Origin of the sequence: Allomesorhizobium camelthorni (assembly GCF_011045125.1) — a bacterium.
GTDB lineage: Bacteria > Pseudomonadota > Alphaproteobacteria > Rhizobiales > Rhizobiaceae > Allomesorhizobium > Allomesorhizobium camelthorni.
Genome location: NZ_JAAKZF010000017.1, coordinates 24376 through 48571 on the forward strand (window position 1 = coordinate 24376; position 24196 = coordinate 48571).

26 protein-coding genes and 1 pseudogene are annotated in these 24196 nt (G+C 61.9%); 2 read left to right on the forward strand and 25 right to left on the reverse strand.

From position 1 onward, the window contains the following. Positions 1-56: 56 nt before the first annotated feature. From G6N73_RS14435 to G6N73_RS14495, 13 genes are all read right to left on the reverse strand, one after another. Entirely contained in the window at positions 57-1781 is a 1725-nt protein-coding gene (locus G6N73_RS14435; RefSeq protein ID WP_165028694.1) for an ABC transporter substrate-binding protein, read from the reverse strand. Positions 1782-1854: 73 nt separating this feature from the next. Further along, positions 1855-2226, reverse strand: coding sequence for a DUF2160 domain-containing protein (locus G6N73_RS14440; protein WP_343044628.1), 372 nt, complete (start codon positions 2224-2226; stop codon positions 1855-1857). A 46-nt stretch (positions 2227-2272) separates the two neighbouring features. Next, positions 2273-3091 carry a carbohydrate ABC transporter permease gene (locus G6N73_RS14445; RefSeq protein WP_165028828.1) on the reverse strand — a complete coding sequence of 273 codons (819 nt, stop codon included), beginning with the start codon at positions 3089-3091 and terminating at the stop codon, positions 2273-2275. 103 nt (positions 3092-3194) lie between these two features. Beyond that, complete coding sequence (locus G6N73_RS14450) at positions 3195-4061, reverse strand: carbohydrate ABC transporter permease (protein ID WP_165028696.1); 867 nt, start codon at positions 4059-4061, stop codon at positions 3195-3197. A 2-nt stretch (positions 4062-4063) separates the two neighbouring features. Further along, entirely contained in the window at positions 4064-5134 is a 1071-nt protein-coding gene (locus G6N73_RS14455; protein ID WP_165028698.1) for an ABC transporter ATP-binding protein, read from the reverse strand. 4 nt (positions 5135-5138) lie between these two features. Next, on the reverse strand, positions 5139-6221 hold the full coding sequence (locus G6N73_RS14460) for an ABC transporter ATP-binding protein (RefSeq protein ID WP_165028700.1): 1083 nt from the start codon (positions 6219-6221) through the stop codon (positions 5139-5141). A gap of 37 nt (positions 6222-6258) precedes the next feature. Continuing rightward, positions 6259-7782 carry a glycerol-3-phosphate dehydrogenase gene (gene glpD, locus G6N73_RS14465; RefSeq protein WP_165028702.1) on the reverse strand — a complete coding sequence of 508 codons (1524 nt, stop codon included), beginning with the start codon at positions 7780-7782 and terminating at the stop codon, positions 6259-6261. A 146-nt stretch (positions 7783-7928) separates the two neighbouring features. After that, a complete protein-coding gene (locus G6N73_RS14470) occupies positions 7929-8693 on the reverse strand; it encodes a DeoR/GlpR family DNA-binding transcription regulator (protein WP_165028705.1) in 765 nt (254 codons plus the stop codon). Between the two features lie 94 nt (positions 8694-8787). Further along, complete coding sequence (locus G6N73_RS14475; protein ID WP_165028707.1) at positions 8788-9519, reverse strand: proteasome-type protease; 732 nt, start codon at positions 9517-9519, stop codon at positions 8788-8790. 32 nt (positions 9520-9551) lie between these two features. Next, entirely contained in the window at positions 9552-10346 is a 795-nt protein-coding gene (locus G6N73_RS14480) for a transglutaminase family protein (RefSeq protein WP_165028709.1), read from the reverse strand. A gap of 14 nt (positions 10347-10360) precedes the next feature. Beyond that, positions 10361-11302, reverse strand: a complete 942-nt coding sequence (locus G6N73_RS14485; protein ID WP_165028711.1) for an alpha-E domain-containing protein — start codon at positions 11300-11302, stop codon at positions 10361-10363. A 58-nt stretch (positions 11303-11360) separates the two neighbouring features. Next, entirely contained in the window at positions 11361-11735 is a 375-nt protein-coding gene (locus G6N73_RS14490) for a four helix bundle protein (RefSeq protein ID WP_165028830.1), read from the reverse strand. Positions 11736-11794: 59 nt separating this feature from the next. Continuing rightward, positions 11795-13207, reverse strand: coding sequence for a circularly permuted type 2 ATP-grasp protein (locus tag G6N73_RS14495; protein ID WP_165028713.1), 1413 nt, complete (start codon positions 13205-13207; stop codon positions 11795-11797). Between the two features lie 306 nt (positions 13208-13513). Here G6N73_RS14495 and G6N73_RS14500 point away from each other — a divergent pair, with 306 nt between their 5' ends. Beyond that, positions 13514-14113 carry a YdeI/OmpD-associated family protein gene (locus tag G6N73_RS14500; RefSeq protein WP_165028715.1) on the forward strand — a complete coding sequence of 200 codons (600 nt, stop codon included), beginning with the start codon at positions 13514-13516 and terminating at the stop codon, positions 14111-14113. Between the two features lie 111 nt (positions 14114-14224). On the opposite strand, the gene G6N73_RS14505 is transcribed toward G6N73_RS14500, so the two are convergent. The 11 genes and pseudogenes from G6N73_RS14505 to coaD all read right to left on the reverse strand — a co-directional run bounded on the left by G6N73_RS14505 (position 14225) and on the right by coaD (position 20961). Continuing rightward, the gene (locus tag G6N73_RS14505) at positions 14225-14488 is read right to left on the reverse strand and encodes a hypothetical protein (protein WP_206078858.1); all 264 of its coding nucleotides are present in this window, start codon (positions 14486-14488) and stop codon (positions 14225-14227) included. A 28-nt stretch (positions 14489-14516) separates the two neighbouring features. Further along, positions 14517-14870: an EF-hand domain-containing protein gene (locus G6N73_RS14510; protein ID WP_165028717.1), complete on the reverse strand. Its 354-nt coding sequence runs from the start codon at positions 14868-14870 to the stop codon at positions 14517-14519. Between the two features lie 16 nt (positions 14871-14886). Beyond that, positions 14887-15132, reverse strand: a complete 246-nt coding sequence (locus G6N73_RS14515) for a glycine zipper 2TM domain-containing protein (RefSeq protein ID WP_165028719.1) — start codon at positions 15130-15132, stop codon at positions 14887-14889. A 70-nt stretch (positions 15133-15202) separates the two neighbouring features. Next, positions 15203-15688, reverse strand: coding sequence for a DUF4087 domain-containing protein (locus G6N73_RS14520; RefSeq protein WP_246252056.1), 486 nt, complete (start codon positions 15686-15688; stop codon positions 15203-15205). Then, positions 15688-15975: a hypothetical protein gene (locus G6N73_RS14525; protein ID WP_165028722.1), complete on the reverse strand. Its 288-nt coding sequence runs from the start codon at positions 15973-15975 to the stop codon at positions 15688-15690. Before G6N73_RS14525 ends, G6N73_RS14520 begins: the two co-directional genes overlap by 1 nt. Before the next feature lie 355 nt (positions 15976-16330). Then, positions 16331-16777 carry a hypothetical protein gene (locus G6N73_RS14530; RefSeq protein ID WP_165028724.1) on the reverse strand — a complete coding sequence of 149 codons (447 nt, stop codon included), beginning with the start codon at positions 16775-16777 and terminating at the stop codon, positions 16331-16333. 91 nt (positions 16778-16868) lie between these two features. Then, positions 16869-17999, reverse strand: coding sequence for a tRNA guanosine(34) transglycosylase Tgt (gene tgt / locus G6N73_RS14535; protein WP_165028834.1), 1131 nt, complete (start codon positions 17997-17999; stop codon positions 16869-16871). Positions 18000-18069: 70 nt separating this feature from the next. Then, positions 18070-19153, reverse strand: a pseudogene (queA, locus tag G6N73_RS14540) (tRNA preQ1(34) S-adenosylmethionine ribosyltransferase-isomerase QueA); the annotation flags it as partial. Between the two features lie 171 nt (positions 19154-19324). Then, on the reverse strand, positions 19325-19840 hold the full coding sequence (locus tag G6N73_RS14545) for a peptidylprolyl isomerase (RefSeq protein WP_165028728.1): 516 nt from the start codon (positions 19838-19840) through the stop codon (positions 19325-19327). A 28-nt stretch (positions 19841-19868) separates the two neighbouring features. Then, positions 19869-20453 carry a peptidylprolyl isomerase gene (locus G6N73_RS14550; RefSeq protein ID WP_165028730.1) on the reverse strand — a complete coding sequence of 195 codons (585 nt, stop codon included), beginning with the start codon at positions 20451-20453 and terminating at the stop codon, positions 19869-19871. A 10-nt stretch (positions 20454-20463) separates the two neighbouring features. Further along, positions 20464-20961 carry a pantetheine-phosphate adenylyltransferase gene (coaD, locus tag G6N73_RS14555; RefSeq protein ID WP_165028732.1) on the reverse strand — a complete coding sequence of 166 codons (498 nt, stop codon included), beginning with the start codon at positions 20959-20961 and terminating at the stop codon, positions 20464-20466. A 195-nt stretch (positions 20962-21156) separates the two neighbouring features. Between coaD and G6N73_RS14560 the strand changes: the two genes are divergently transcribed. Further along, complete coding sequence (locus tag G6N73_RS14560) at positions 21157-21297, forward strand: hypothetical protein (protein ID WP_165028734.1); 141 nt, start codon at positions 21157-21159, stop codon at positions 21295-21297. 48 nt (positions 21298-21345) lie between these two features. On the opposite strand, the gene gyrA is transcribed toward G6N73_RS14560, so the two are convergent. After that, positions 21346-24147 carry a DNA gyrase subunit A gene (gyrA, locus tag G6N73_RS14565; RefSeq protein WP_165028736.1) on the reverse strand — a complete coding sequence of 934 codons (2802 nt, stop codon included), beginning with the start codon at positions 24145-24147 and terminating at the stop codon, positions 21346-21348. Positions 24148-24196: the final 49 nt, after the last annotated feature.

Consider the following 24196-nt stretch of genomic DNA (forward strand, 5'->3'; position numbering starts at 1 on the left):
AAGGGAGCCGACATTCACGCCGCCTCCCCTCATGTCGATCACAGCAGACGCCGTGACTATTTGCTCCAGCTCTTGACCAGCTCGTCGTAGTTGACGGTCTGCGGCTGTTCCTTCTCGTTCTCGATCTTCAGCTGCGGAGCGAGATTGCCGGCCGCGACCGCGGCTGCGTTCTGCTCCTCGAGCGAAGTCTCCTCGGCCATCTTCGGGCCGATGTCGCCCTGCACGCCGGCGCGCTCGAGGCGTTCCAGCACCTTCTCCTGCTCGGAGCAGAGCGAATCCATCGCTTCCTGCGCGGTCTTGGCGCCCGACGATGCGTCTCCGATCGCCTGCCACCAGAGCTGCGCCAGCTTCGGATAGTCCGGCACGTTGGTGCCGGTCGGGGTCCACTGCACGCGGGCCGGCGAGCGGTAGAACTCGATCAGGCCGCCGAGCTTCGGCGCGCGGTCGGTGAAGCTCTGGTGCTGCAGAGTCGATTCGCGGATGAAGGTCAGGCCGACATGGCTCTTCTTCACGTCCACGGTCTTCGAGGTGACGAACTGCGCGTAGAGCCAGGCGGCCTTAGCGCGGTCGTCCGGCGTCGACTTCATCAGCGTCCATGAACCGGCGTCCTGGTAGCCGAGCTTCATGCCGTCCTTCCAGTAGACGCCATGCGGGCTGGGCGCCATGCGCCAGCGCGGCGTCCCGTCGTCGTTGAGCACCGGCAGGCCTTCCTTGACCATGTCGGCGGTGAACGCCGTGTACCAGAAGATCTGCTGCGCGATCGCTCCCTGCGCCGGCACCGGTCCGGATTCGGAGAAGGTCATGCCCTGGGCTTCCGGCGGCGCGTAGGCCTTCAGCCATTCGAGATACTTTTCGATCGAGTAGACCGCCGCTGGGCCGTTGGTGTCGCCGCCGCGCGCCACGCAAGAGCCGACCGGCTGCGACTTCTCGTTGACCTTGATGCCCCACTCGTCGACCGGAAGGCCGTTCGGAATGCCCTTGTCGCCATTGCCGGCCATCGACAGCCAGGCGTCAGTGAAGCGCCAGCCGAGCGACGGGTCCTTCTTGCCATAGTCCATGTGCCCATAGACCTTCTTGCCGTCGATCTCGCGGCCGGTGAAGAACTTGGCGATGTCCTCATAGGCCGACCAATTGACCGGCACGCCGAGGTCGTAGCCGTATTCGGCCTTGAAGTCGGCCTTGTTCTTCTCGTCGTTGAACCAGTCGTAGCGGAACCAGTAGAGGTTCGCGAACTGCTGGTCGGGCAGTTGGTAAAGATTGCCGTCCGGCGCCGTGGTGAACGACTTTCCGATGAAGTCGTCGACGTCGATGTTCGGGTTGGTGACGTCCTTGCCGGCATTGGCCATCCAGTCGGTCAGGTTGCGCGCCTGCTGATAGCGCCAATGGGTGCCGATCAGGTCCGAATCGTTGATGTAGGCGTCGTAGATGTTCTCGCCCGACTGCATCTGCGTCTGCAGCTTCTCGACAACGTCGCCTTCGCCGATCAGGTCATGCGTGACCTTGATGCCGGTGATGTCCGCAAACGCCTTGGCCAGCGTCTTGGATTCGTATTCGTGGGTGGTGATGGTTTCCGAGACCACCTTGATGTCCATGCCGGCGAAAGGCTTCGCGGCATCGACGAACCACTGCATCTCGGCTTCCTGCGCGGCGCGGTCGAGCACCGACATGTCCTTGATCTCGGCGTCGAGAAACGCCTTGGCTTCGTCCATTCCAGCATAGGCCTGGCCGGCTCCGAGGAGCAGGACCAGGGCGGTTGTTGACGTCAGAAATTGCCTTCGCATGGGTTTCCTCCCGTTACAGTTACAAGTTCCATCAGAGCGTTCGCATTGCGCGGCGCTCCGATCAGTGCCCGCCCTAGACGAAGCGGAATACGCCGATGGCGTAGACCACAGAAAGGGCGAGAGCCCACCATAGGTTGGGTCCGATAAGACCCAGCCAAGCGAGATGGATATAGGCGCTGCCGAGCAGCGAGATGAACAGACGATCGCCGCGCGTCGTCTCGAAGCGCAGCAGGCCGACGCGCGGATTGCCGCCGGGCGAAGCGTACTCCCATACCGCCATGAGCGCGAGCAGCAGCAAGATCGTCAGGAAGAACAGTGCGGTCGGGAACGACCAGGCCATCCAGCCGCCGGCTCTGAGCGGCGCGAACCAGTCGGGAGCGCCATCCTTGACCGGCAACAGGCCGGTCAGCAGCCATACGACGGCTCCGTATAAGGCGAGCACCATGACAAAGGGGAGTTGCCAGCGACGAGTGTTGGTCATCACACTCCTCCTAAACCCGACCCAGGGCAAAGCCCTTGGCGATGTAGTTGCGGACGAACCAGATCACGAGCGCGCCCGGGATGATGGTGAGCACGCCGGCCGCGGCCAGCACGCCCCAGTCGAGGCCGGAGGCCGAGACGGTGCGGGTCATGATCGCGGCGATCGGCTTGGCGTCGGTGGTGGTCAGGGTGCGCGCAATCAGCAGTTCGACCCAGGAGAACATGAAGCAGAAGAAGGCGGCGACGCCGATGCCGCTCGCGATCAGCGGCGTAAAAATCTTCACGAAGAAGCGCGGGAAGGAATAGCCATCGATGTAGGCGGTCTCGTCGATCTCCTTCGGCACGCCCGACATGAAACCTTCGAGGATCCACACGGCCAGCGGCACGTTGAAAAGGCAGTGCGCCAGCGCCACCGCGATATGCGTGTCGATCAGGCCGAAGGCGGAATAGAGTTGGAAGAAGGGCAGCGCAAAGACTGCGGGCGGCGCCATGCGATTGGTGAGCAGCCAGAAGAACAGATGCTTGTCGCCGAGGAAGCGGTAGCGTGAGAAGGCGTAGGCCGCCGGCAGCGCGACAGTGACCGAAATCACCGTGTTCATGACCACATAGATGATCGAGTTGATGTATCCCTTGTACCAGGACGGGTCGGTGAAGATCACCATATAGTTGCGCAGCGTCGGGTCCTGCGGCCACAGCGAGAAGGCGCCCAGAATCTCCTGGTTGGTCTTGAAGCTCATATTGATGAGCCAGTAGATCGGCAGCATCAGGAAGATGATGTAGATCGTCGGCACCAGCCACCAGAAGCGCGATTCCTCGCCGCGCCGGCGCATCTTGCGCGCCAGCGCCACGTTGAGCGCATGCACTTCTGCTCCAGCCTGGCTCTTCCGCATCAGCGCATCCGCGCCGGTAGTCGTCTGTTCGCGCACCGTCATCTCAGCGCTCCGCATCGTAGCTGGTCATGACCGTGTAGAAGACCCATGACAGCAGGAGCACGATCAGGAAGTAGACGATCGACATCGCCGCCGCCTCGCCGAGGTTGAACTCGCCGATAGCCAGCTTGACCAGATCGATTGACAGGAAGGTCGTTGTATTGCCCGGCCCGCCGCCGGTCACCACGAAGGGCTCGGTGTAGATCATGAAGCTGTCCATGAAGCGCAGCAGCACGGCGATCAGCAGCACGCGGTTCATCTTCGGCAGCTGGATGTAGCGGAAGATCGCCCAGCGCGAGGCGCCGTCTATCTTGGCCGCCTGGTAGTAAGCGTCGGGGATCGAAACCAGCCCGGCATAGCAGAGCAGCACGACGAGGCTGGTCCAGTGCCAGACATCCATGACGATGACAGTAACCCAGGCGTCGAATGGATCGCTGACGTAATTGTAGTCGAGACCCAGCGCCGAAAGCGTGTAGCCGAGAAGCCCGATGTCGATGCGGCCGAACACCTGCCAGATCGTGCCTACGACGTTCCACGGGATGAGCAGCGGCAGCGCCATCAGCACGAGGCAAACCGGTACGCCCCAGCCCTTGCGCGGCATGTTGAGGGCGATGAAGATGCCGAGCGGGATCTCGATACCGAGGATGATGGCGGAAAACAGAAGATTGCGCCCCATCGAATTCCAGAAGCGGTCAGATTCCAGCACTTCCTCGTACCAGGCGGTGCCGGCCCAGAAGAACTCGTTGCTGCCGAACGTGTCCTGCACCGAATAGTTGACGACTGTCATCAGCGGGATCAGGGCCGAAAACGCCACCAGCAGCAGCACCGGCAGCACCATGAACCAGGCTTTGTTGTTCCAGGTCTTGTCCATGATCAGCCCCCCGTCTCGACGCGCCAGGAGTTGGCGTAGATGTTGATGCCGGCCGGGTCGAAAACGATCTTCGGGTCGGCAGGGATGCTCTCGTCCTCACCCAGGATGGCCGCGATCTCGCGGCCCTCAAGGCTGGCGCGCACGACCTTGTGGCGGCCGATATCCTCGACCTTGCTAACCGAGACCGGCATGCCTTCACTACCGAGCCGGACATATTCGGGCCGGATGCCGAGTTCGGTCGAGCCGCCGGCCTTCGCCTTCGGCGCGCCGGGCAGCACAATCACCTGGCCGCCGAGCCGGGCGTTGCGGCCGTCGATCTCGACCGGCATGACGTTCATGCCCGGCGAACCTATGAAATAGCCGACGAATGTGTGCTTCGGACGCTCGAACAGTTCCGCCGGCGTGCCGATCTGCACGATCTCGCCGTCATACATGACGACCACCTTCTCGGCGAAGGTCAGCGCTTCGGTCTGGTCGTGCGTGACATAGACCATGGTGTAGCCGAAGCGCCGGTGAAGCTGCTTCAACTGCGAGCGCAGCACCCACTTCATGTGCGGGTCGATGACGGTCAGCGGCTCGTCGAACAGGATGGCGTTGACGTCCGAGCGCACCAGGCCGCGCCCCAGCGATATCTTCTGCTTCTGGTCGGCGGTCAGCCCCCTCGCCCGCCGCTTGGCCCAGTCGGCAAGGCCGATCATCTCCAGCGTCTCGTGCACCTTGCGGGCCACGTCGGCTTCCGGCACGCCGCGGTTGCGCAGCGGGAAGGCCAGATTGTCGTAGACCGTCATGGTGTCGTAGATCACCGGGAACTGGAACACCTGCGCGATGTTGCGCTCCTGCGTCGACAGCCGCGTGACATCCTTGCCGTCGAACAGCAGTTCGCCGTGCGAGGCGTGGAGCAGGCCCGAAATGATGTTCAACAGCGTGGTCTTGCCGCAGCCCGACGGGCCGAGCAGCGCATAGGCGCCGCCATCCTCGAATGTGTGGTGCACTTCCTTCAGTGCATAATCCGCATCCGATTTCGGATCGGGCATGTAGGCGTGACGGATGTGGTTCAGATCGATGCGCGCCATGTTCTTACGCCGCCATTCTTTGAGGCGCCGCGACAGCGCGGCCGCTCGCGTCGAAGACCATGATGTGACGCGGATCGATGAACACCTCGATGGTTTCGTCGGGCTCGAACACGCGGATACCGTGCGCCAGCATGACCCAGCGCGCATCGGCGAAGTCGAGATGTACAAAACTCTCCGAGCCGGTGATCTCGGTGATCGAGACTTTCGCCGATATCGGCACCGCCGACATCGTTTTGGCACGTGGCGCGAGGTGGTGCGGATGGAAGCCGATCGTGTAGCTCCCATCTTCCGCGTGCGCCATCTCGGCAGGAACAGGAAGGTTGACGCCGCCGTCGAGCAGGAAATGCGCCCCGCTCTTCCTGAGCACGATCGTGTTCAGCGGCGGGTCGGCGAAGGTCATCGCGGTCAGGAGGTCGTTGGGCTTGCGGAACACGTCGATCGTCGGCCCGAACTGCGTGACGCGGCCTTCCGACAGCGTCGCCGTATTGCCGCCGAGCAGCAGCGCCTCGTGCGGTTCGGTCGTGGCGTAAACGAAAATCGCGCCGGTTTCGGCAAATATCTTCGGCAATTCGGCGCGCAATTCCTCGCGCAGCTTGTAGTCGAGATTGGCGAGCGGCTCATCTAGCAGAACGATCTTTGCGTTCTTGACAATTGCGCGAGCGAGCGCGGTGCGCTGCTGCTGCCCGCCGGACAGATTGAGCGGCGTGCGGTCGAGATAGGGCGTAAGCTTCAGGAGCGAGGCTGCGCGCTTCACCTCGCTGTCGATGGTCGCCCGGCTGGCGCCCGCGACGCGCAGCGGCGAGGCGATGTTTTCATACACCGTCATCGCCGGATAATTGATGAACTGCTGGTAGACCATGGCGATGTTGCGCTTCTGCACCGGCACGCCGGTCACGTCGACGCCGTCGAACCAGACCGAGCCGGAGTTCGGCGCGTCGAGCCCCGCCATCAGCCGCATCAGGCTGGTCTTGCCGGAAAGCGTCGGCCCGAGAAGCACGTTGAGCGAGCCGTGCTGGAGCGTCAGCGAGACGTCGCTGATGTGATCCACGCCTGCCACCGTCTTGGTTACGTTTCTCAGTTCCAGCATTGCGCCTCCTCCAAGGCCATTCTGCCCATCGCGTCGGTCATTCGGCCGCCGCTATCGCGCCGCTCGCGCCGTTCATATAGCGGTCAAGGGCGTCCGCCTGCTCCCGCGTGAGCTGCAGGCCGCGTTTGGTCCTGCGCCACAAAATATCTTCCGCCGTCACCGCCCATTCCTGGTTCATCAGGTAGCGGACTTCGGCCTCGTAGAGATCGGCGCCGAAGTGCCGGCCGAGATCGGCCTGAGACCGCGCTAGGCCCAGCAAGGTCCTCGCCCGCGTACCGTAAAGCCGGGTGAGCCTCTTGGCATGGGCCAGATCGAGAAAAGGGTAAGCGTTTTTTAATTTCGCCACCTCCTCCTCGAACCCCGTCGCCGGGAAATCGCCGCCGGGCAGCGGCGCGTTTGCGGTCCACGGCTTGCCGCGCGTGCCGAGGTGTTCCTCGATGTTTTCCAGCATGGATTCGGCGAGCCGCCGGTAGGTAGTGATCTTGCCGCCGAATATATTGACTATCGCTGCCTGCCCGTCCGGCGCGTCCGACTTCAGCACATAGTCGCGGGTTGCCTCCTGCGCCTTCGAGGCGCCGTCGTCATAGAGCGGGCGCACGGCAGAATAGGTCCAGACAATGTCCTTGCGCTGCACCGGCTCGGCGAAATACTCGCTGGCGGCCGCACAGAGATAATCGATCTCGGCGTCGGTAATCTTCGCTTCGCGGGGGTCGCCGAGATAATCCTGGTCGGTGGTGCCGATCAGCGTGAAATCGCCCTCATAGGGAATGGCGAAGATGATCCGGCCATCCTTGTTCTGGAAGAAATAGGCGCGCGGATCCTCGAATTTCTTCTCGACGACGATGTGGCTGCCCTGCACCAGGCGGACATTGCGGACATCGTTCTGCCCGACCGCGCCGGCGAGCACCCTGTCCACCCACGGCCCGGCCGCGTTGACGATCAGGCGGGCCTTCACCGTCTCGATGGTCTTGTCGCGCAGATTCTCGACGTCGATCGTCCAGTGGCCGTTCTCGCGCCGCGCCCGCACCACCTTGGCGCGCGTCCGGATTGTTGCGCCGCGCTCGGCCGCGTCACGGGCGTTGAGCACGACCAGCCGGGCGTCATTGACCCAGCCGTCCGAATATTCGAAAGCCTTGCGAAACAAGGGCTTGAGCGGCTTACCTGCGGGATCGCGCGTCATGTCGAGCGTGCGTGTTGGCGGCAGCATTTTGCGCCCGCCAATGTGGTCGTAGAGGAAAAGGCCGAGCCTGATCAACCACGCCGGGCGCAGGCCCTTGGCGTAAGGCAGCACGAAGCGCATCGGCCAGATGATGTGCGGCGCCGCTTTCCATAGCACCTCGCGCTCCATCAGCGCCTCGCGTACCAGGCGGAATTCGTAATGCTCTAGGTAGCGCAGGCCGCCATGGATCAGCTTGGTCGAGCCCGACGAGGTGCCGCTTGCGAGATCGTTCATTTCCGCGAGGAATACGGAATAGCCGCGGCCCGCAGCATCGCGGGCTATGCCGCAGCCATTGATGCCGCCGCCAATGACGAAAATGTCATGGATGGGAACTGCGTCCAAAGAAAAAATTCCTCCCGAGTTTCGCACTGCAGCATTTTCTTGCCGTTTCGAAACTATATAGGAATTATTTCGAAGTTGGAACGAATGTCAAACGAAAATCCGCAGCCGGCGAAATTTGGGCCTTTCCTCTACTGAAAAGCCGCCGTTCAGCGCGAGGTCTCGATCAGTTGCACCTCCGAATCCTGGCAGATGCGGCGCACCGTCGCGATGTCGCAATGGTCGGTGATGAAGGTATCCACCTGCGAAAGATGGCCGATCCGCACCGGCGCGGTGCGCTCGAATTTCGTCGCGTCGGAGACGAGGATGACGTGTCTCGCATTGGCGATGATGGCCTGCGCCACTTTCACTTCGCGAAAATCGAAATCGAGAAGCGCGCCGTCATGGTCGATGGCCGAAGCGCCGATCACAGCGTAGTCGACCTTGAACTGCTTGATGAAATCGACTGCGGCCTCGCCGACGACGCCGCCGTCTGAGCCGCGCACCACCCCGCCGGCGATCACCACCTCGATACCAGGATAGACCCGCATCCTGTTGGCGACATTGATGTTATTGGTGATGACCATGAGCCCGACATGGTCGAGCAACGCCTTCGAGACGGCCTCCGTGGTGGTGCCGATATTGATGAACAGCGAAGCATTGTCCGGGATCAACCGCGCTGCCGCCTTGCCGATCGCCTCCTTCTCGTCAGAAGCGATCTTGCGGCGCGCCTCGTACTCCATATTCTCTATGCCGGAGGGAAAAAGCGCGCCACCATGGATGCGGCTGAGCAGGCGCTGGTCGCACAAGTCGTTGAGATCCTTGCGGATCGTCTGCGGCGTCACACCGAAATGGGTGGCGAGATCGTCGACGAGCACGCGGCCGTTGTCCTTGGCCAATTGCACGATTTCGGAATGCCGCGCCGACAGATACATTTCCGATCCTCCGCTTTCGTTTTATGCCTTTCTATTCGAAAACGAAAGTGGCTGGAAGTCAATCCGGAGAAGCACGAAATCAGCGCGAACGGGATTAATCAGGAAAATCGGGCAGGCTCTTGAAGGCCAGCTTCAGCGCGTTGGACCAGCCATCCGAAACCGTGCGGTAGTATGGGTCGTCGTGGCCGATGCGCTTGTTCAGCGCCACCCGGAAGGAATCTTTCTCGTAAAACAGCAGATCGAGCGGCAGGCCGACCGACAGGTTCGACTTCAGCGTCGAATCGAACGAAATCATGAGCAGTTTGACCGTTTCAGCGAAGCTCATGGCGCGATCGTAGGCCCTGATGATGATCGGCTTGCCGTATTTCGTCTCGCCGACCTGGAAGAACGGCGTGTCGTCGGTCGATTCGATAAAATTGCCTTCCGGGTAGATCATGAACAGGCGCGGCTCGGAGCCGCGGATCTGGCCGCCCAGGATGAAGGAAGCGTTGAAATAGGAATCGGCCCGCTCGCCTTCAGGGGTCGAACTGGCAATCACCTCCTTGACTGTATCTCCGACCAATCGCGCGGTCTGGAACATTGACAGCGTTGCCAATAGGGTCGGCGTGCGGTCCTTTACCGCCTTCATGCGCTCGTCGAGCAGGCTCACCACCGCCTGCGTGGTCGCCAGATTGCCGGCCGACATCAGAACCACGACGCGCTCACCCGGCTTTTCCCAGAGATGCATCTTGCGGAAAGTCGATATCGAGTCGATCCCGGCATTGGTGCGGGTGTCCGACATGAACACCAGCCCGCGATCGATCTTGAGGCCGACACAATAGGTCATCGAATCTCTTCCGGCGGCGAATTTGCCGGAAATTACTGCTCCACAGTGATGCGGACCGCAAGCTGTTCCGCCGCCTGTCCAATCCTAATCCCCGACACCGGGGCGGCGTCGCGATAGTCGCGGCCGGTCGCCAGCCGCACATAGCGCTCGTCGGGAGAGATACCGTTGGCGCCGTCGAAGGCAACCCAGCCGAGCGATTTTACATGGGCCTCGGCCCAGGCATGGCTGGCCGCCTGCTCGGTGGCGGCGTCCATCATAAGATAGCCGCTGACGTATCGCGCGGGAAAACCGAGCAGCCGCGCCGCCGAGATGAAAATATGCGCATGGTCCTGGCAGACGCCGCTCTTCAACGTCAGCGCCGCCTCGGCGGTGGTGGCGGCGTCGGTCACCCCGGCAGTATAGGCGACGCGTTCGCCGATCACGTTCATCAGGCGGTGCAGCCGCTCGATGTCGGAACCGCCGCTGATCGAGGCTGCAAGGTCGCGTATGCCCTCGCCGGCTTCGGTGAGCGGCGTCGACCGCTCGAACAGCCAGAGCGGCGCAAAGCCGTGATGCGCGCCGGTCACGCCGGCCTTGTTGTGCGTCAGCACCTCGCCCGCGGCCTCGACGCTGACGATATGCGGCTCGCCCTCGATGCTGACCAGCCTTGTGTCATTGCCGAACTGGTCGGTGAATCGCACCTCCTCGCGCGCGCCTTCGATGTTGAGCGACCAGGACTGCACCGATTGGCAGGCGCCGCCATTCGGCATCAGTCTCAGCCGCTGCAGCCCGTACTGGATGGGAAAGTCGTAGCGGTATTCGGTGCGGTGGGTGATCTTCAGACGCATCGGACCGCCCGCCATCAATGGAACCGGTAATGCTCGGCGACCTCGTCGCCCAGCCGGTAATTGTCGCGGATGAAGTCCATCAGGAATTCGTGCAGGCCGGAATCGAATATCTCCTTGATCGACCCGACCTTCAGCTTGGCGAGCGTTTCGGCGACAGTCTTGTGGCACACATGGCGCATGCCGTACGCCTCATCGAGATACTTCAGACTTTGCGAAATGTTGCGGTAGCAGAAGGCCAGCGAGCGCGGCATGCGGCCATCGAGAATGAGATAATCGGCGATGTTGGTCGGGCGGTAATCGGCCTCATAAACCCAGCGATAGGAGCGGTGCGCCGAGACCGAGCGCAGGATCGATTCCCACTGGTAGTTGTCGAGCGAGGAGCCGACCCACGAAATCGACGGCAGCAGCACGTAATATTTCACATCGAGAATGCGGGCGGTATTGTCGGCGCGCTCGATAAAAGTGCCGATCTGCGAAAAGTCAAAGATCTCGTTGCGCAGCATGGTACCGTAGAAGGCGCCGCGTATCAGAGCCGTCTCGCGCTTGATGGCGTCGAGCACCTTGGGCAGTTCGCGCTCGTCGATCGGGTCGGCCAGCATGCGCTTCAGCGACATCCAGGCCTCGTTGATGCTCTCCCAGGTCTCGCGGGTCAGCGCGGTGCGCACCATGCGCGCATTGTTGCGCGCGATTTCAATCGACGACATGACGCTGGAGGGATTTGACCTGTCGCGCAGCAGGAAATCAGCGACGGGTGCGGCCGAAAGATCGTCATGCCGGTTGCGGAACTCGGTCTCGCAGCCGGCGCTCAGAAGCACGGAGGTCCATTCCTCCGCCGAGCTCGCGGTCCTGGTCAGCGCCATGCGCAACCCCGCATCGACCAGCCGCGCCATGTTTTCGGCCCGCTCGATATAGCGGTTCATCCAGTAGAGGCCGTTGGCGGTGCGACCGAGGAGCATCAGGCGGCTCCGCCGCTTAGTGAATAGGGAATAGTGAGTAGTGAGTAGTTGGGGAACATCATGAAGGTTTCCGCTGCAGGCTCCGGATCATCGCATGCAACATCTTCCCCAGATCATCTGATTGGCGAAGCAGCCGGGCAACGTCGTTCTCGAGCATCAACTCTACCCTTCCGCATAAAATAACATGCGTCTCCAACTCCTTGAGGGATCCTTGAGCGATCCTGAGGAATTGAATGAATGAACCCCTATTTTCTCTTCCATAGCCTTCTGCGATGTTCGCACCGACAGACGCTGCCGACCGGCGGATTTGAGAACTCATCCCGTAAATTTCCCTGGCAGGAAAAGCCTTTGTCGCCGAATAGCAATCTACGGCAAGTTCGATAGCCGCCTTCCATACAAGCAGATCTCTATATGACTTGACGACCGTCCCCAGATCACAGCCCCTTTTTCACTACTCACTACTCACTACTCACTAATTCCTACTCCCTACCCTCAATCGTCGAGAACCCACGTATCCTTCGTCCCGCCGCCCTGCGAGGAATTGACGACCAGCGAGCCTTCCTTCAGCGCCACCCGCGTCAGCCCTCCCGGCACGATCTGGATGCGGTCGGAAACCAGCACGAAGGGCCGCAGATCGACATGACGCGGGGCCAGCCCCTTCTCGGTCAGGATCGGGCAGGTCGACAACGACAGCGTCGGCTGGGCGATGTAGTTGGACGGCTTCGCGGCGAGTTTTTTGGCGAAATCCTCGCGCTCCTTCTTGCTCGCCGCCGGCCCGACCAGCATGCCGTAGCCGCCGGAGCCGTGCACCTCCTTGACGACCAGTTCGGAGAGGTGTTCCTGGACATATTTCAGGCTGTCGGGCTCCGAGCAGCGCCAGGTCGGGATGTTGCCGAGGATAGCCTTGCGGCCGGTGTAGAATTCGATGATCTCCGGCATATAGGAATAGATCGCCTTGTCGTCGGCGATGCCGGTGCCGGGCGCGTTGGCGATGGTGATGTTGCCGGCGCGGTATACATCCATGATGCCGGGTACGCCGAGCGCCGAATCCGGATTGAAGGTCAGTGGATCGAGGAAAGCGTCGTCGACGCGCCGGTAGAGCACGTCGATCTGCTTGTAGCCCTCGGTCGTGCGCATCGCCACATGGCCGTCGACAACCCGCAGGTCCTGGCCCTCGACGAGCTGGACACCCATCTGGTCGGCCAGGAAGGCATGCTCGAAATAAGCGGAATTGTAGCTGCCGGGCGTCAGCACCGCGATGCAGGGCGCGTCCGTTATGTCGTTCGGCCGCAGCGTCGCCAGCGACTGCCGCAGAAGCTGCGGATAGTTCTCCACCGGCCGGACCTTGATCTGCTGGAACAGCTCGGGAAAGAGCTGCATCATCGTCTCGCGGTTCTCCAGCATGTAGGAGACGCCGGAAGGCGTGCGCGCATTGTCCTCGAGCACGTAGAACTCATCCTCGCCGATGCGCACGATGTCGACGCCGATGATATGGGTATAGACGCCGCCCGGTGGGCGCACGCCGATCATTTCGGGCAGGAACGCCTCATTGTTGGCGACCAGTTCCTTCGGCACCCGGCCGGCTCGCAATATTTCCTGGCGGTGGTAGATGTCGTCGAGGAAGGCGTTCAGCGCCTGGACGCGCTGTTCGATACCCTGCGTCAGCCGCCGCCACTCATGTCCGGAAATGATGCGCGGCACGATGTCGAAGGGGATCAGCCGCTCCGCCGCCTCCTCCTCGCCATAGACCGCGAATGTGATGCCGGTCTTGCGGAAGACGCGTTCGGCATCGCGCATCTTCTCGGTCAACCGCGCCGGATCCTGGTTCTTCAGCCAGCTGTCATACCCGGTATATGGCCTTCGCAGTCCGGTAGTTTCCGGCAGCATCTCGTCGAAAGCGACCACGCACGAACTCCCCTGTCCCCGCATTTCAATTGCGTCCGTCAGGAAAAGCAAGCCCAATCGGTTGGGACGCGGGCGTGATCAGGCCTCTGCCCAATTTCGCGGCAGGTTGCCTGCGCCCGTTGGAAACGGATTGGGCAGAAGGCGAATATATTCCGGTCACCGGGCTCAATTTTTCGGCGAGCCGCTGAAGCCATGCCTCCGAGCCACGTATGATATGATGGAATCAGCAACGCTTCGGCTGACGCCGGTGGCGCGGCGTCAGTCTGCCGTCATTAAATGCGCTGAGCATGGAGAGCGAAGATTTCGATGGCGCCCTTCAATGTCGATCCCGAAAAGGTCCATGAGTTCAAGGACGCCGAGAGCTTTTACGACTGGCTCGGCAAGCACCACGACAAGGAAGACGAGGTCTGGATCAAGGTCCACAAGGTGGGATCGAGGTTGAAATCGATCAGCCCAACGGAGGCCATCGACGTGGTGCTCTGCTGGGGCTGGATCGACGCGATCCGCAAGGGCTTCGACGACAAAAGCTATCTGCAGCGCTACACGCCGCGCGGCAGGAAGAGCACCTGGAGCCAGATCAATGTCGACAATGTCGCCCGGCTGATCGAGGAAGGCCGGATGACCGAGCATGGGCTCGCGCAAGTCGAGGCTGCCAAGGCCGACGGGCGCTGGGACCGCGCCTACAAGAGCGGCAAGGACATGAAAATCCCCGACGATCTCCAGGCGGCGATAGACGCCGAGCCCAATGCCAGGGAAATGCTCGCGAAACTCAGCGAGCAGAACCGCTTCGCGCTGGCCTTCCGCACCCACAATATGAAGACCGAGGCGGGCCGCAAGAAGAAGATCGCGGCTTTCGTCGAGATGCTGAAGCGCGGCGAGACGATCTACCCGCAGGGCAGAAAATGAACTTCCGGAATTTGGCGGCCAACCGTGCTGGTGCGGGAACGAGCGAGAGATGCCGGAAGCCGACTTCGCGAAGCACGGGAACGTCTGGTTGGAGAGGTTAACTTGTCGGCATCAATCGGCGGGCCCGGTCGCATCTTCCAGGCCGGCTATGACTGGTCCGCCGTCGTCTGGCGCCAGATGCACGGCGGATGTTGGCCCGCCGAACAGTATCGTGGCGATGAGCAGGAGCTTGACCGCCTGCCAGAATGTCAGTGCCCTGAGACCAAAGACTTCGGGCATAGTGGCGTTCCAGAGCCATCGGAGGATGGCGGACACGATCGCCAACCCGACGATTGCGGCGATCACGGCAACGGCTATCGCCATCAGAAAGGACATCTCCGCTTCCTCCGATGCTCCTGACCATTTACTGAAGCTGGCCGTCGCCGCTGCTGTCGGCCCTGGCGAAGTCCGCCATGACCTGGTTCATGAACTCGGTCCTGCTCACCGCGCCATCGCCGTTTCGGTCCATGGCGGTGAACTGATCCGTGGTGAGGATCTGGCCGACATCGGCGGCGCGCAAGCTGCCGTCCCGGTCCGTGTCAAGCTTGCCGAAGGCCTCGGTCATGAAGGCTCGATACTCTGTGCGGTTGACCGCGCCGTCGTCGTCGGTATCGAGATGATCCCGATGGCCTTCATGCATGGGGCTGGCTTGCTGCGCGGCAGCCATGGCGGTGCAAAGCAGGAGGGCGGAAACGGTGGTCGCGATTTTCGTTCTCATCGTGCGTTCCTTTCTCTTAGCGGCATGCCAGGCGATTGCCGAGGAAGCTGCCGCCGCCCAAGCCAACTGCCGTGCCGATAACCTGGCCAGTGCCGCCGCCAATCGTGCTGCCGATCAAACCGCCGACGATCGCGCCGCCGACCGTGCCGGCGATACAGCCGAATTCGGCGTTGCGCGCCTGCACGTTCGGATCCGACGACGACTGGCAGGCTGTCAGCGCGAAGCTGCCCGCCAGAGCAATTGCTAGAGCTGGTTTCTTCATGGGTTCCTCCAGGTTTTCGATGGTGACAAGCGTGTCCCCTTCGACGAGCCCCTCGCCCGGTCGATGATCGTCAGCTCGGACTTGGAAGCGATCTGTCGTTGCGGCATTGCGCCAGTGGGAGAATTTGGCCGGAGATCACTCTGGTGATCCGTTGCGTCCTCGCATTGGTCTCGACGGTCAGACAGGCGCAGTTGAAGCCTCGGCCTGAACCCGGCACACCGGTTGCGATAAATCCGCGGTCGCTCATCTGGGGCACGTTATCGAGGCCTTTGGCGTACGCTCCCTCGCCGCCGCCTGTGATCCACCAGTCGCCGTCCCGGTCCGTGAGCAGCATGTCGCCGGGCGCGGGATTTCCATACCACCCACAGCGTTTTTCCGCCGCTGCCGCAGGCAAGGACCAGCCGATCAGGCACAGACAAATAATCCCGAGAAACGGGCGCATGGCAACCTCCTCGATTTTTGTCGCATTTGCGAGGGCCAACCTGTCGGGAAGACCCTTCCTCAAGTCAGCTTGCGTCACGCCTGGTGGCACTTGTCCGCTTATGGAGACGGACATCAGTCGTCATCCTCATAGGTGATTTCGTCAGGCCGACTGTCCTCGTAAATTACGGAGTCAGGACGGCTGTCCTCGTAGGTGATGGAGTCGGGGCGGTCGTCTCGATAGATGATCGCATTCGGGCGCGCATCCCGCATTGTAATGGAAGTCGGCCGACTGTCGCGATAGACAACCGCGTTGGGCCGGTTGTCTATCGCGACGCTGCGCGTCACGAGGGTTTCATCAGTAACTGTGCAACCGGTCAGTATTGCTGCCATCGCCGCCGCTAAAATTGCGGTACGAACCATGACGCCAATCCTTCAGTTCGCTTCGACGCTCACTCGCCCGACATGGCGTCACGCCGACCAAACGGTCCAGCAAACCAAAGGTTGCATATGATAGCGCCCAGAGGCAAGATTTTTCCGAACACTTTATTGTATTCTAAATTATGATTTTCTGAATTACCGCCGTTTTTCCGGTTATGCGGACAGCTAAAAAGTACATTAAATTTGTATGACTAGTACAGAATCGCTTCATCTCCGACTGTTGGAGACCAACTAGGCCCGTTGCAACAGGCATGATTTCCGGCCCGGTCGTGTACATGCAGAGCCATCGGTAGTGCTGTCGTTGGTCGGCCTCGAAGTCGCCAGAGCACGTGGACAGTCACAACCAGCCAAAGCCAAAACTGGCCAGGTAGATGCCGATCAGAATTGTGAATAATCCACCGAATAGGTACCAGGCAGGGGCATTGAACGTGCCTATGAACTTTTCGAGCACATCGTCCGGGAGGAGCAAATAGGCTGTTGCTTCAATTACGGCCATCCACCCGAGCAACGAGATAATCGCGGCCGGCAGCGGCGACCAGACGTTGTGCCCAATCACCAGAAAAAGACCGGCGATAAGCTCAGCCAACGATACGACAAAGCGAACAAGACGTTCTTCAACGAAAGCGCCGAAAACGGGAATGAAGTAGCGCCTTCGAATCATGATCGCCACGCCCATGATGATGAGCCCGATGCCGAAGACTTTCGAAAGAAAGACAGTAAGCTCCATGGCGCAAGCCCGGATGGTCGGTGCATTTACCTCTGCCGGCATTTTCGCCGAGCGCATTCACCCAACACAATCCAGACTGGCGACAAATGTTCCCCGCGACTCCCTTTCGCTCAAGCTCATTCCTGAAGCGAGTATCCAGACCGGCGGGCTAAAGCGGCGGCAGGTCGCCCTTGGCCCAGCCCTCGGCGATCTCCGCCGAGCGCTCCTCGAACGCGCCCGCCGAGATCGCATCGCGGATCTGGCCCATCAGGCTCTGGTAATAGGAAAGATTGTTCCAGGTCAGTAGCATAGCGCCCAGCGCCTCCTGCGAGCGGACCAGATGGTGCAGATAGGCGCGGGAATAGTCGCGCGCGGCAGGGCAGTCGCTCTCCTCGTCGAGCGGGCGGTGATCGTCGGCATGACGGGCGTTGCGCAGATTGACCTTGCCGCGTCGGGTGTAGGCGAGGCCGTGACGGCCGGCGCGCGTCGGCATCACGCAATCGAACATGTCGATGCCGCGGGCGACCGACTTCAATATGTCGCCGGGCGTGCCGACACCCATCAGATAGCGCGGTTTTTCCGCCGGCAGTTCGGGACAGGTGATCTCGAGCATTTCGAGCATCACCGCCTGCGGCTCGCCGACCGCCAGCCCACCGACCGCGTAGCCCTTCAGATCCATAGCTGCCAGCGTCTGCGCCGATTTCTCGCGCAGCAGCGCATTGTCGCCGCCCTGCACGATGCCGAACATCGCCTTGCCCGGCTGCTCGCCGAAAGCCGCCTTGCAGCACTCCGCCCAGCGCAGCGAAAGCTCCATCGCCCGCTCAATTTCCTTATCCTTGGCGGGCAGCGCAGTGCACTCGTCGAGCTGCATCTGGATGTCACTGTCGAGCAGGCCCTGTATCTCGATCGAGCGCTCCGGCGACATTTCGTAAGCCGCGCCGTCTATATGCGAGCGAAAGGTCACGCCTTTTTCGGAGAGCTTGCGTAGCTTCGACAGCGACATGACCTGGAAGCCGCCGGAATCGGTCAGGATCGGATACGGCCAGCGGGCGAATTCATGCAGGCCGCCGAGCCGCGCGACGCGCTCGGCGCCGGGCCGCAGCATCAGATGATAGGTGTTGCCCAAAATGATGTCGGAACCGACGCCGCGCACCTGGTCCATATACATCGCCTTGACGGTGCCGCCGGTGCCGACCGGCATGAAGACCGGCGTGCGGATTTTGCCACGCGGCATCGAGATCTCGCCACGCCTGGCCTTGCCGTCGGTGGCGAGTATCTTGAACGAAAATTGGTCGGTCATCGAATTCCTTGTCGTGGACAGGCGCGCCGGCGCGGCGAGTTCTTCGCGGCTTATGACGGGAAGATCGTCGTCCATCGCTATTCTCCCGCTTTGAAAAGCAGGCTTGCGTCGCCGTATGAGTAGAACCTGTAGCCGTTTTCGACCGCATGCGCATAGGCCGCGCGCATTGTCTCCAGCCCGCTGAACGCAGAGACCAGCATGAACAGCGTCGAGCGCGGTAGGTGGAAATTGGTCATCAGCGTGTCGACTATCCTGAAGCGGTAGCCCGGCGTGATGAAGATGCTGGTCGCGCCCAACCACTCGGCGAGCGTGCCATCATCACGCGCGGCGCTTTCGAGCAGCCGGAGCGAAGTCGTGCCGACCGATACCACACGGCTGCCGCGCGCCCTCGCGGCATTCACCGCCGCGGCCGTTTGCGCCGATACGCTGCCGCTTTCGGCATGCATCTTGTGGTCGGCGGTGTCATCCACCTTGACCGGGAGAAAAGTCCCAGCCCCGACATGCAAAGTGACGAAATGCCGTTCGACGCCCCGCGCGTCGAGTGCTGCGAACAGTTCCGGCGTGAAATGCAGTCCTGCAGTGGGCGCGGCGACAGCACCCTCGTCGCGGGCGAAGATCGTCTGGTAGTCGATCCTGTCGCGCTCGTCGTCCGGCCGCTTTGAAGCGATATAGGGCGGCAGCGGAATATGCCCGACCGCGTGCAGCGCCTCGTCCAGCAACGGCCCCGACAGGTCGAAGGCGAGCAGCGCCTCGCCGCCCTCGCACTTCTCAACGACGGTCGCGTCGAGCGCGCCGAGGAAGCACGAGTTGCCGTCATGCCCGAAATGAATGCGGTCGCCCGGCGCCACGCGTTTTCCCGGCCGGACAAAAGCCAGCCAGCGGTCCGGAGCTACGCGCATGTGCAGCGTCGCGTCCACTTGCGCTACCGCTTCGCCGCGCCGCCGCACGCCCTTCAGCTGCGCCGGTATCACCTTGGTGTCGTTGAAAATCATCACGTCGCCGGGCTGAAGCAGCTCCGGCAGGTCGACCACGCCGCGGTCCTCGACCCCCTCGCCCGGCCTGACGACAAGCAGCCGCGCGGCATCGCGCGGCTCGGCGGGACGAAGCGCGATCCGGTCTTCCGGCAGGTCGAAGTCGAAGAGGTCGACGCGCACCCTTACCTCCCGCTTGAGGGGAGGTCGCCCGGCTGTTTGGCCGGGCGGATGGGGGTCTTACCGTGCGATTTCACAGTTGGATATCCAAGAAGCATGATCGGTGATGGAGCAATATAACCCCACCCGCCTCGCTTCGCTCGGCGACTTCCCCTCAAAGGGGGAGCAGGCCAATCAGGCTGCGATGTCCGCCGCCACTTTCATCGACACGATCTTGTCGGGATCCTGCACCGGCTCGCCGCGTTTGATCTTGTCGACATTCTCCATGCCTTCAATGACCTGGCCCCACACCGTATATTGCCGGTTGAGGAAGGCCGCGTCGTCGAAGCAGATGAAGAACTGCGAATTCGCCGAGTTGGGGTTCTGCGATCGCGCCATCGAGCAGGTGCCGCGGCTGTGGTTCATGTTGGAGAACTCGGCCTTGAGGTCGGGCTTGTCCGAACCGCCCATACCTGCTCGCGACGGATTGAAGGACGGCTTGGTCGAATTGCCGAACTTCACGTCGCCGGTCTGGGCCATGAAGCCGTCGATGACGCGGTGGAACACGACACCGTCATAGGCGCCCTCGCGCGCCAATTCCTTGATGCGGGCCACATGGCCCGGCGCCAGATCGGGCAAAAGCTCGATGACGACGTTGCCCTTGGTGGTTTCCATGACGAGCGCGTTTTCGCGATCCTTGATCTCGGCCATCCCGAATTCCTTTTCTGGTTTTAATTGTTCAATTGCCGTCGGCGGCGATGCGCACCTTGATCATCCGATCCGGCTCGCTGACAACCCCGTTCAGGGCAGGGTCGCCCTTTTTCACCTGATCGATCAGTTCCATGCCGCTCTCTACCGTGCCGACGACCGTGTACTGGCCTTCAAGGCCCGGATTGGGCGCGAACATGATGAAGAACTGCGAATTGGCCGAATCCGGGCTCTGCGCGCGCGCCATGCCGACCGTGCCGCGCACATAGCGCTCGCTGGAGAATTCGGCGGGCAGATCGGGCAGCTTGGAGCCGCCGGTGCCGGCGCGGTCCGGATCGAAACCGTCCTTGATGTCGCCGAATTCCACGTCGCCGGTCTGCGCCATGAAGCCGTCGATCACCCGGTGGAAGGCGACATTGTCATATTCGCCGTCGCGCACCAGCGCCTTGATCTGCTCGACATGCTTGGGCGCGATGTCGGGCCTGAGCGCGATGGTGACGTCGCCCTGCTCCAGCGTGATGATCATCGTGTTTTCGGGCTCTGCGGCTAACGCGGCCGAGCCGCCAAACAGGGCCGCGGCAATAATCAGGGACGAAGCAAGCTTCCTGAGCTTCATGGATATTTCCTCAATGAGCGAATTTTTCGACGAGCGCGCCGGCGACCACGGCCGGAACGAAGGGGCGGATGTCGCCTCCCATGCTGGCTATCTGGCGGACAAGTGTGGCGGTAATGGTGCGGACGGAGGGGCTCGCCGGCAGGAAAACGGTCTGCAGTTCGGGCGCCATGGTTTCGTTCATGCCGGCCATCTGCATCTCATAATCGAGATCGGTGCCATCGCGCAGGCCTCGTATCATGGTCGATGCGCCATGCTTGCGCGCCGCGTCGATCACCAGCCCGTCAAACGAGATGACCTTGATGCGCTCCGCGTCGGCGCCGAATTCGGCGCGCGCCGCCCGCTCGATGAGCTCGATCCTCTCCTCCAGGGAAAACAGCGGCTTCTTGCCGGGATGAACGCCTATCGCGGCGTAGATCGTGTCGGCGACGGCCAGCGCCGCTTTCAGCACGTCGAGATGGCCGTTGGTCAGCGGATCGAACGATCCCGCGTATATAGTGATGCGTTTCATGGAAGCTGCTTCTAGCCGGGGCAAGGGTCAAAGGCAATTCGCATCGGCTGCGCGGCCATCGCGTCGGAAGACCAAGATGAACCGGAGATGAACAGCCGCATCACGAAAGGTTCAACCAGCCGCGGATGAACCGTCTCTACAAATTCGGAAACCAAATCGCCATGTAGCCATTGTAATGATCAGGAGAACAAAGTCATGCTGATCTACACGCTCGCCGCCGCAATGACCATCGCCATGCTGATTGCCACAGCCTTCGGCCTTCACCAGGAAGCCGCACGCATCCGCCTCGAGGAGCGCAACGACCGCTCACGCGGCTTCGGTCCGCGCCAGCGTTAAGCCACCTCGGCTATAGGCCGCGGCAGTTCCGCCGCGACCGAAAGCGCCCTATTCTTCCGTCCCGCCGTCTCCGGCTTTCGAGACTTCGCCCGGCACGGCGGCCTCAGCGATAATCTCCTCCACCTCCTCGTCGCTCTGCGGCTCCGAGATGCGCTCGACCGAAACCACCTTTTCGCTGTCGGCCGTGTTGAAGATCGTGACGCCCTTGGTGGCGCGGCTGGCAATGCGGATGCCGTGCACCGGGACGCGGATCACCTGGCCGCCGTCCGAAACCAGCATGATCTGGTCGTCCTGCCCCACCGGGAAGGTCGCGACCAGCCGTCCGATCTCCGCCACCTTCGACACGTCGGTGGCGCGAATGCCCTTGCCGCCGCGGCCGGTGAGCCGGAAATCGTAGGACGAGGAGCGCTTGCCGTAGCCGTATTCGGTAACGGTCAGCACGAACTGCTCGTGCTGCTTCAGGAATTCATAGCTCTCGTCGGAGAGGTCTGCCTCCTCGGCAACCTCCTCATTGGTCAGCGCGATCTCTTCCTCGCCCTCGCCTTCGGCCGAAGCAAGCCGGCGTTCTGCGACCGAACGCTTGAGATAGGCGGCGCGCGTAGCCGGCGACGCCTCGACATGCTCGATAATGGCCATCGAGATGACGCGGTCGCTCTCGCCCATCGAGATGCCGCGCACGCCGAGCGAGGCGCGGCTCTGAAACACACGTACGTCGCTGACCCGGAAGCGGATGCACTGGCCCGAGCTGGCGGTCAGAAGCACGTCGTCATTATCCGTGCAGGTTTCGACGCCGAGGATCTCGTCGCCTTCTTCCTCCAGCTTCATGGCGATCTTGCCATTGCGGTTGACCTGAACGAAGTCGGAAAGCTTGTTGCGTCGCACCGTGCCGCGCGTGGTGGCGAACATCACGTCGAGATCGCCCCAGCTGTCTTCGTCCTCCGGCAGCGGCAGGATCGCGGTAATGCGGTCGCCGGCCTCCAGCGGCAGCATGTTGCGCAGGAACTTTCCGCGCGACTGCGGCGTGCCGATCGGCAGCCGCCAGACCTTTTCCTTGTAGACAATGCCACGCGAGGAAAAGAACAGGATCGGCGTATGGGTGTTGGCCACGAACAGCCGCGTCACGAAATCCTCGTCCTTGGTCGACATGCCCGAGCGGCCCTTGCCGCCGCGCGCCTGCGCCCGGTAGATCGAGAGCGGCACGCGCTTGATGTAGCCTTCATGCGTGACGGTGACGACCATGTCCTCGCGCTGGATCAGGTCCTCGTCGTCCATATCCGCGCCGCCTTCGGCAAGCTCGGTGCGCCGCGGCGTGCCGAACTCGTCGCGCACGGCCGCAAGCTCGTCCTTGACGATCTGCTGGATGCGCACGCGCGACGACAAAATGTCGAGATAGTCGGCGATTTCCGCGCCGATCGTGTTCAACTCGTCGGCAATCTCGTCCCGGCCGAGAGCGGTCAGGCGCTGCAGGCGCAATTCGAGGATGGCGCGCGCCTGCTCCTCCGAGAGATTGTAGGTGCCGTCCTCATTAATGCGGTGGCGCGGATCGTCGATCAGAAGGATCAGCGATTCCACGTCCTGCGCCGGCCAGCGCCGCTCCATCAATTGCTCGCGCGCTGTCTGCGGGTCGGGCGCCTGGCGGATCAGCTTGATGACTTCGTCGATATTGGCGACCGCTATCGCCAAACCGACCAACACATGGGCGCGGTCGCGCACCTTGCGCAGCAGGAATTTTGTCCGGCGGCTGATGACCTCCTCGCGGAAGGCGACGAACGCCTTCAGGATGTCGATCAGGTTCATCAGTTCCGGCTTGCCGCCGTTGAGCGCGACCATATTGACGCCGAAAGACGTCTGCAGCGGCGTGAACCGGTAGAGCTGGTTTAGGATGACGTCGGCATTGGCGTCGCGCTTCAATTCGATGACGACGCGATAGCCCTGCCGGTCGCTCTCGTCGCGGATGTCGGAAATGCCCTCTATACGCTTTTCGCGCACCAGATCGGCCATTTTCTCGATCATCGTCGCCTTGTTCACCTGGTAGGGCACCTCAGTGATAATGATTGCCTCGCGGTCGTTGGCGCGTTCCTCTATGGCGACGCGGCCGCGCATGACGACCGAGCCGCGCCCGCTCGAATAGGCGTTGTAGATACCGGAACGGCCGAGAATAATGCCGCCGGTCGGGAAATCGGGACCGGGAATGATCTCCATCAGCGCCGGCAGCTCGATCGCCGGATTATCGATCAGCGCGATGGCGCCGTTGCACACTTCGCTCAGATTGTGCGGCGGGATGTTGGTCGCCATGCCGACCGCGATGCCGCCGGAACCGTTGACCAAAAGGTTGGGGAAACGCGCCGGCAGAACGCGCGGCTCCTGCCCCGACGCGTCATAAGTGTCCTGGAAATCGACGGTGTCCTTGTCGATGTCCTCCAGCAGCTCGTGCGCGACTTTGGTGAGGCGCGATTCCGTGTAGCGCATCGCCGCCGGCATATCGCCGTCGATCGAGCCGAAATTGCCCTGCCCGTCGATGAGCGGCACGCGCATCGACCAGTCCTGCGCCATGCGCACCAAGGCGTCGTAGATCGAGGCGTCGCCATGCGGATGGTATTTACCCATCACGTCGGCGACCGGCCGCGCCGACTTCACATATTTGCGGTTCCAGTGGTAGCCGCTCTCATGCGCCGCAAACAGAATGCGCCGATGCACCGGTTTCAGGCCGTCGCGCACGTCGGGCAGCGCACGGCTCACGATGACGCTCATGGCATAGTCGAGGAAGGAGCGCTCCATCTCCTCGATGATGGAAATCGGCTCGACGCCGGATGGGCCGTCGGGGCCGCGCGGAGTTTTGATGTCGGTCAAATCGGATCACGCAATATGGGGAATCACTTGCTCCTTATATAGGAAGTGA

What these genes read in the sequence shown, in the direction of transcription:
- G6N73_RS14435 (WP_165028694.1), bottom strand. Translation starts at nt 1,781, where the DNA reads ATGCGAAGGCAATTTCTGACGTCAACAACCGCCCTGGTCCTGCTCCTC.
- G6N73_RS14440 (WP_343044628.1), bottom strand. Translation starts at nt 2,226, where the DNA reads ATGGTGCTCGCCTTATACGGAGCCGTCGTATGGCTGCTGACCGGCCTG.
- G6N73_RS14445 (WP_165028828.1), bottom strand. Translation starts at nt 3,091, where the DNA reads ATGCGCCGGCGCGGCGAGGAATCGCGCTTCTGGTGGCTGGTGCCGACG.
- G6N73_RS14450 (WP_165028696.1), bottom strand. Translation starts at nt 4,061, where the DNA reads ATGGACAAGACCTGGAACAACAAAGCCTGGTTCATGGTGCTGCCGGTG.
- G6N73_RS14455 (WP_165028698.1), bottom strand. Translation starts at nt 5,134, where the DNA reads ATGGCGCGCATCGATCTGAACCACATCCGTCACGCCTACATGCCCGAT.
- G6N73_RS14460 (WP_165028700.1), bottom strand. Translation starts at nt 6,221, where the DNA reads ATGCTGGAACTGAGAAACGTAACCAAGACGGTGGCAGGCGTGGATCAC.
- G6N73_RS14470 (WP_165028705.1), bottom strand. Translation starts at nt 8,693, where the DNA reads ATGTATCTGTCGGCGCGGCATTCCGAAATCGTGCAATTGGCCAAGGAC.
- G6N73_RS14475 (WP_165028707.1), bottom strand. Translation starts at nt 9,519, where the DNA reads ATGACCTATTGTGTCGGCCTCAAGATCGATCGCGGGCTGGTGTTCATG.
- G6N73_RS14480 (WP_165028709.1), bottom strand. Translation starts at nt 10,346, where the DNA reads ATGCGTCTGAAGATCACCCACCGCACCGAATACCGCTACGACTTTCCC.
- G6N73_RS14485 (WP_165028711.1), bottom strand. Translation starts at nt 11,302, where the DNA reads ATGCTCCTCGGTCGCACCGCCAACGGCCTCTACTGGATGAACCGCTAT.
- G6N73_RS14500 (WP_165028715.1), top strand. Translation starts at nt 13,514, where the DNA reads ATGGCGCCCTTCAATGTCGATCCCGAAAAGGTCCATGAGTTCAAGGAC.
- G6N73_RS14505 (WP_206078858.1), bottom strand. Translation starts at nt 14,488, where the DNA reads ATGTCCTTTCTGATGGCGATAGCCGTTGCCGTGATCGCCGCAATCGTC.
- G6N73_RS14510 (WP_165028717.1), bottom strand. Translation starts at nt 14,870, where the DNA reads ATGAGAACGAAAATCGCGACCACCGTTTCCGCCCTCCTGCTTTGCACC.
- G6N73_RS14515 (WP_165028719.1), bottom strand. Translation starts at nt 15,132, where the DNA reads ATGAAGAAACCAGCTCTAGCAATTGCTCTGGCGGGCAGCTTCGCGCTG.
- G6N73_RS14520 (WP_246252056.1), bottom strand. Translation starts at nt 15,688, where the DNA reads ATGTCCGTCTCCATAAGCGGACAAGTGCCACCAGGCGTGACGCAAGCT.
- G6N73_RS14525 (WP_165028722.1), bottom strand. Translation starts at nt 15,975, where the DNA reads ATGGTTCGTACCGCAATTTTAGCGGCGGCGATGGCAGCAATACTGACC.
- G6N73_RS14530 (WP_165028724.1), bottom strand. Translation starts at nt 16,777, where the DNA reads ATGCGCTCGGCGAAAATGCCGGCAGAGGTAAATGCACCGACCATCCGG.
- tgt (WP_165028834.1), bottom strand. Translation starts at nt 17,999, where the DNA reads ATGACCGACCAATTTTCGTTCAAGATACTCGCCACCGACGGCAAGGCC.
- G6N73_RS14545 (WP_165028728.1), bottom strand. Translation starts at nt 19,840, where the DNA reads ATGGCCGAGATCAAGGATCGCGAAAACGCGCTCGTCATGGAAACCACC.
- G6N73_RS14550 (WP_165028730.1), bottom strand. Translation starts at nt 20,453, where the DNA reads ATGAAGCTCAGGAAGCTTGCTTCGTCCCTGATTATTGCCGCGGCCCTG.
- coaD (WP_165028732.1), bottom strand. Translation starts at nt 20,961, where the DNA reads ATGAAACGCATCACTATATACGCGGGATCGTTCGATCCGCTGACCAAC.
- G6N73_RS14560 (WP_165028734.1), top strand. Translation starts at nt 21,157, where the DNA reads ATGCTGATCTACACGCTCGCCGCCGCAATGACCATCGCCATGCTGATT.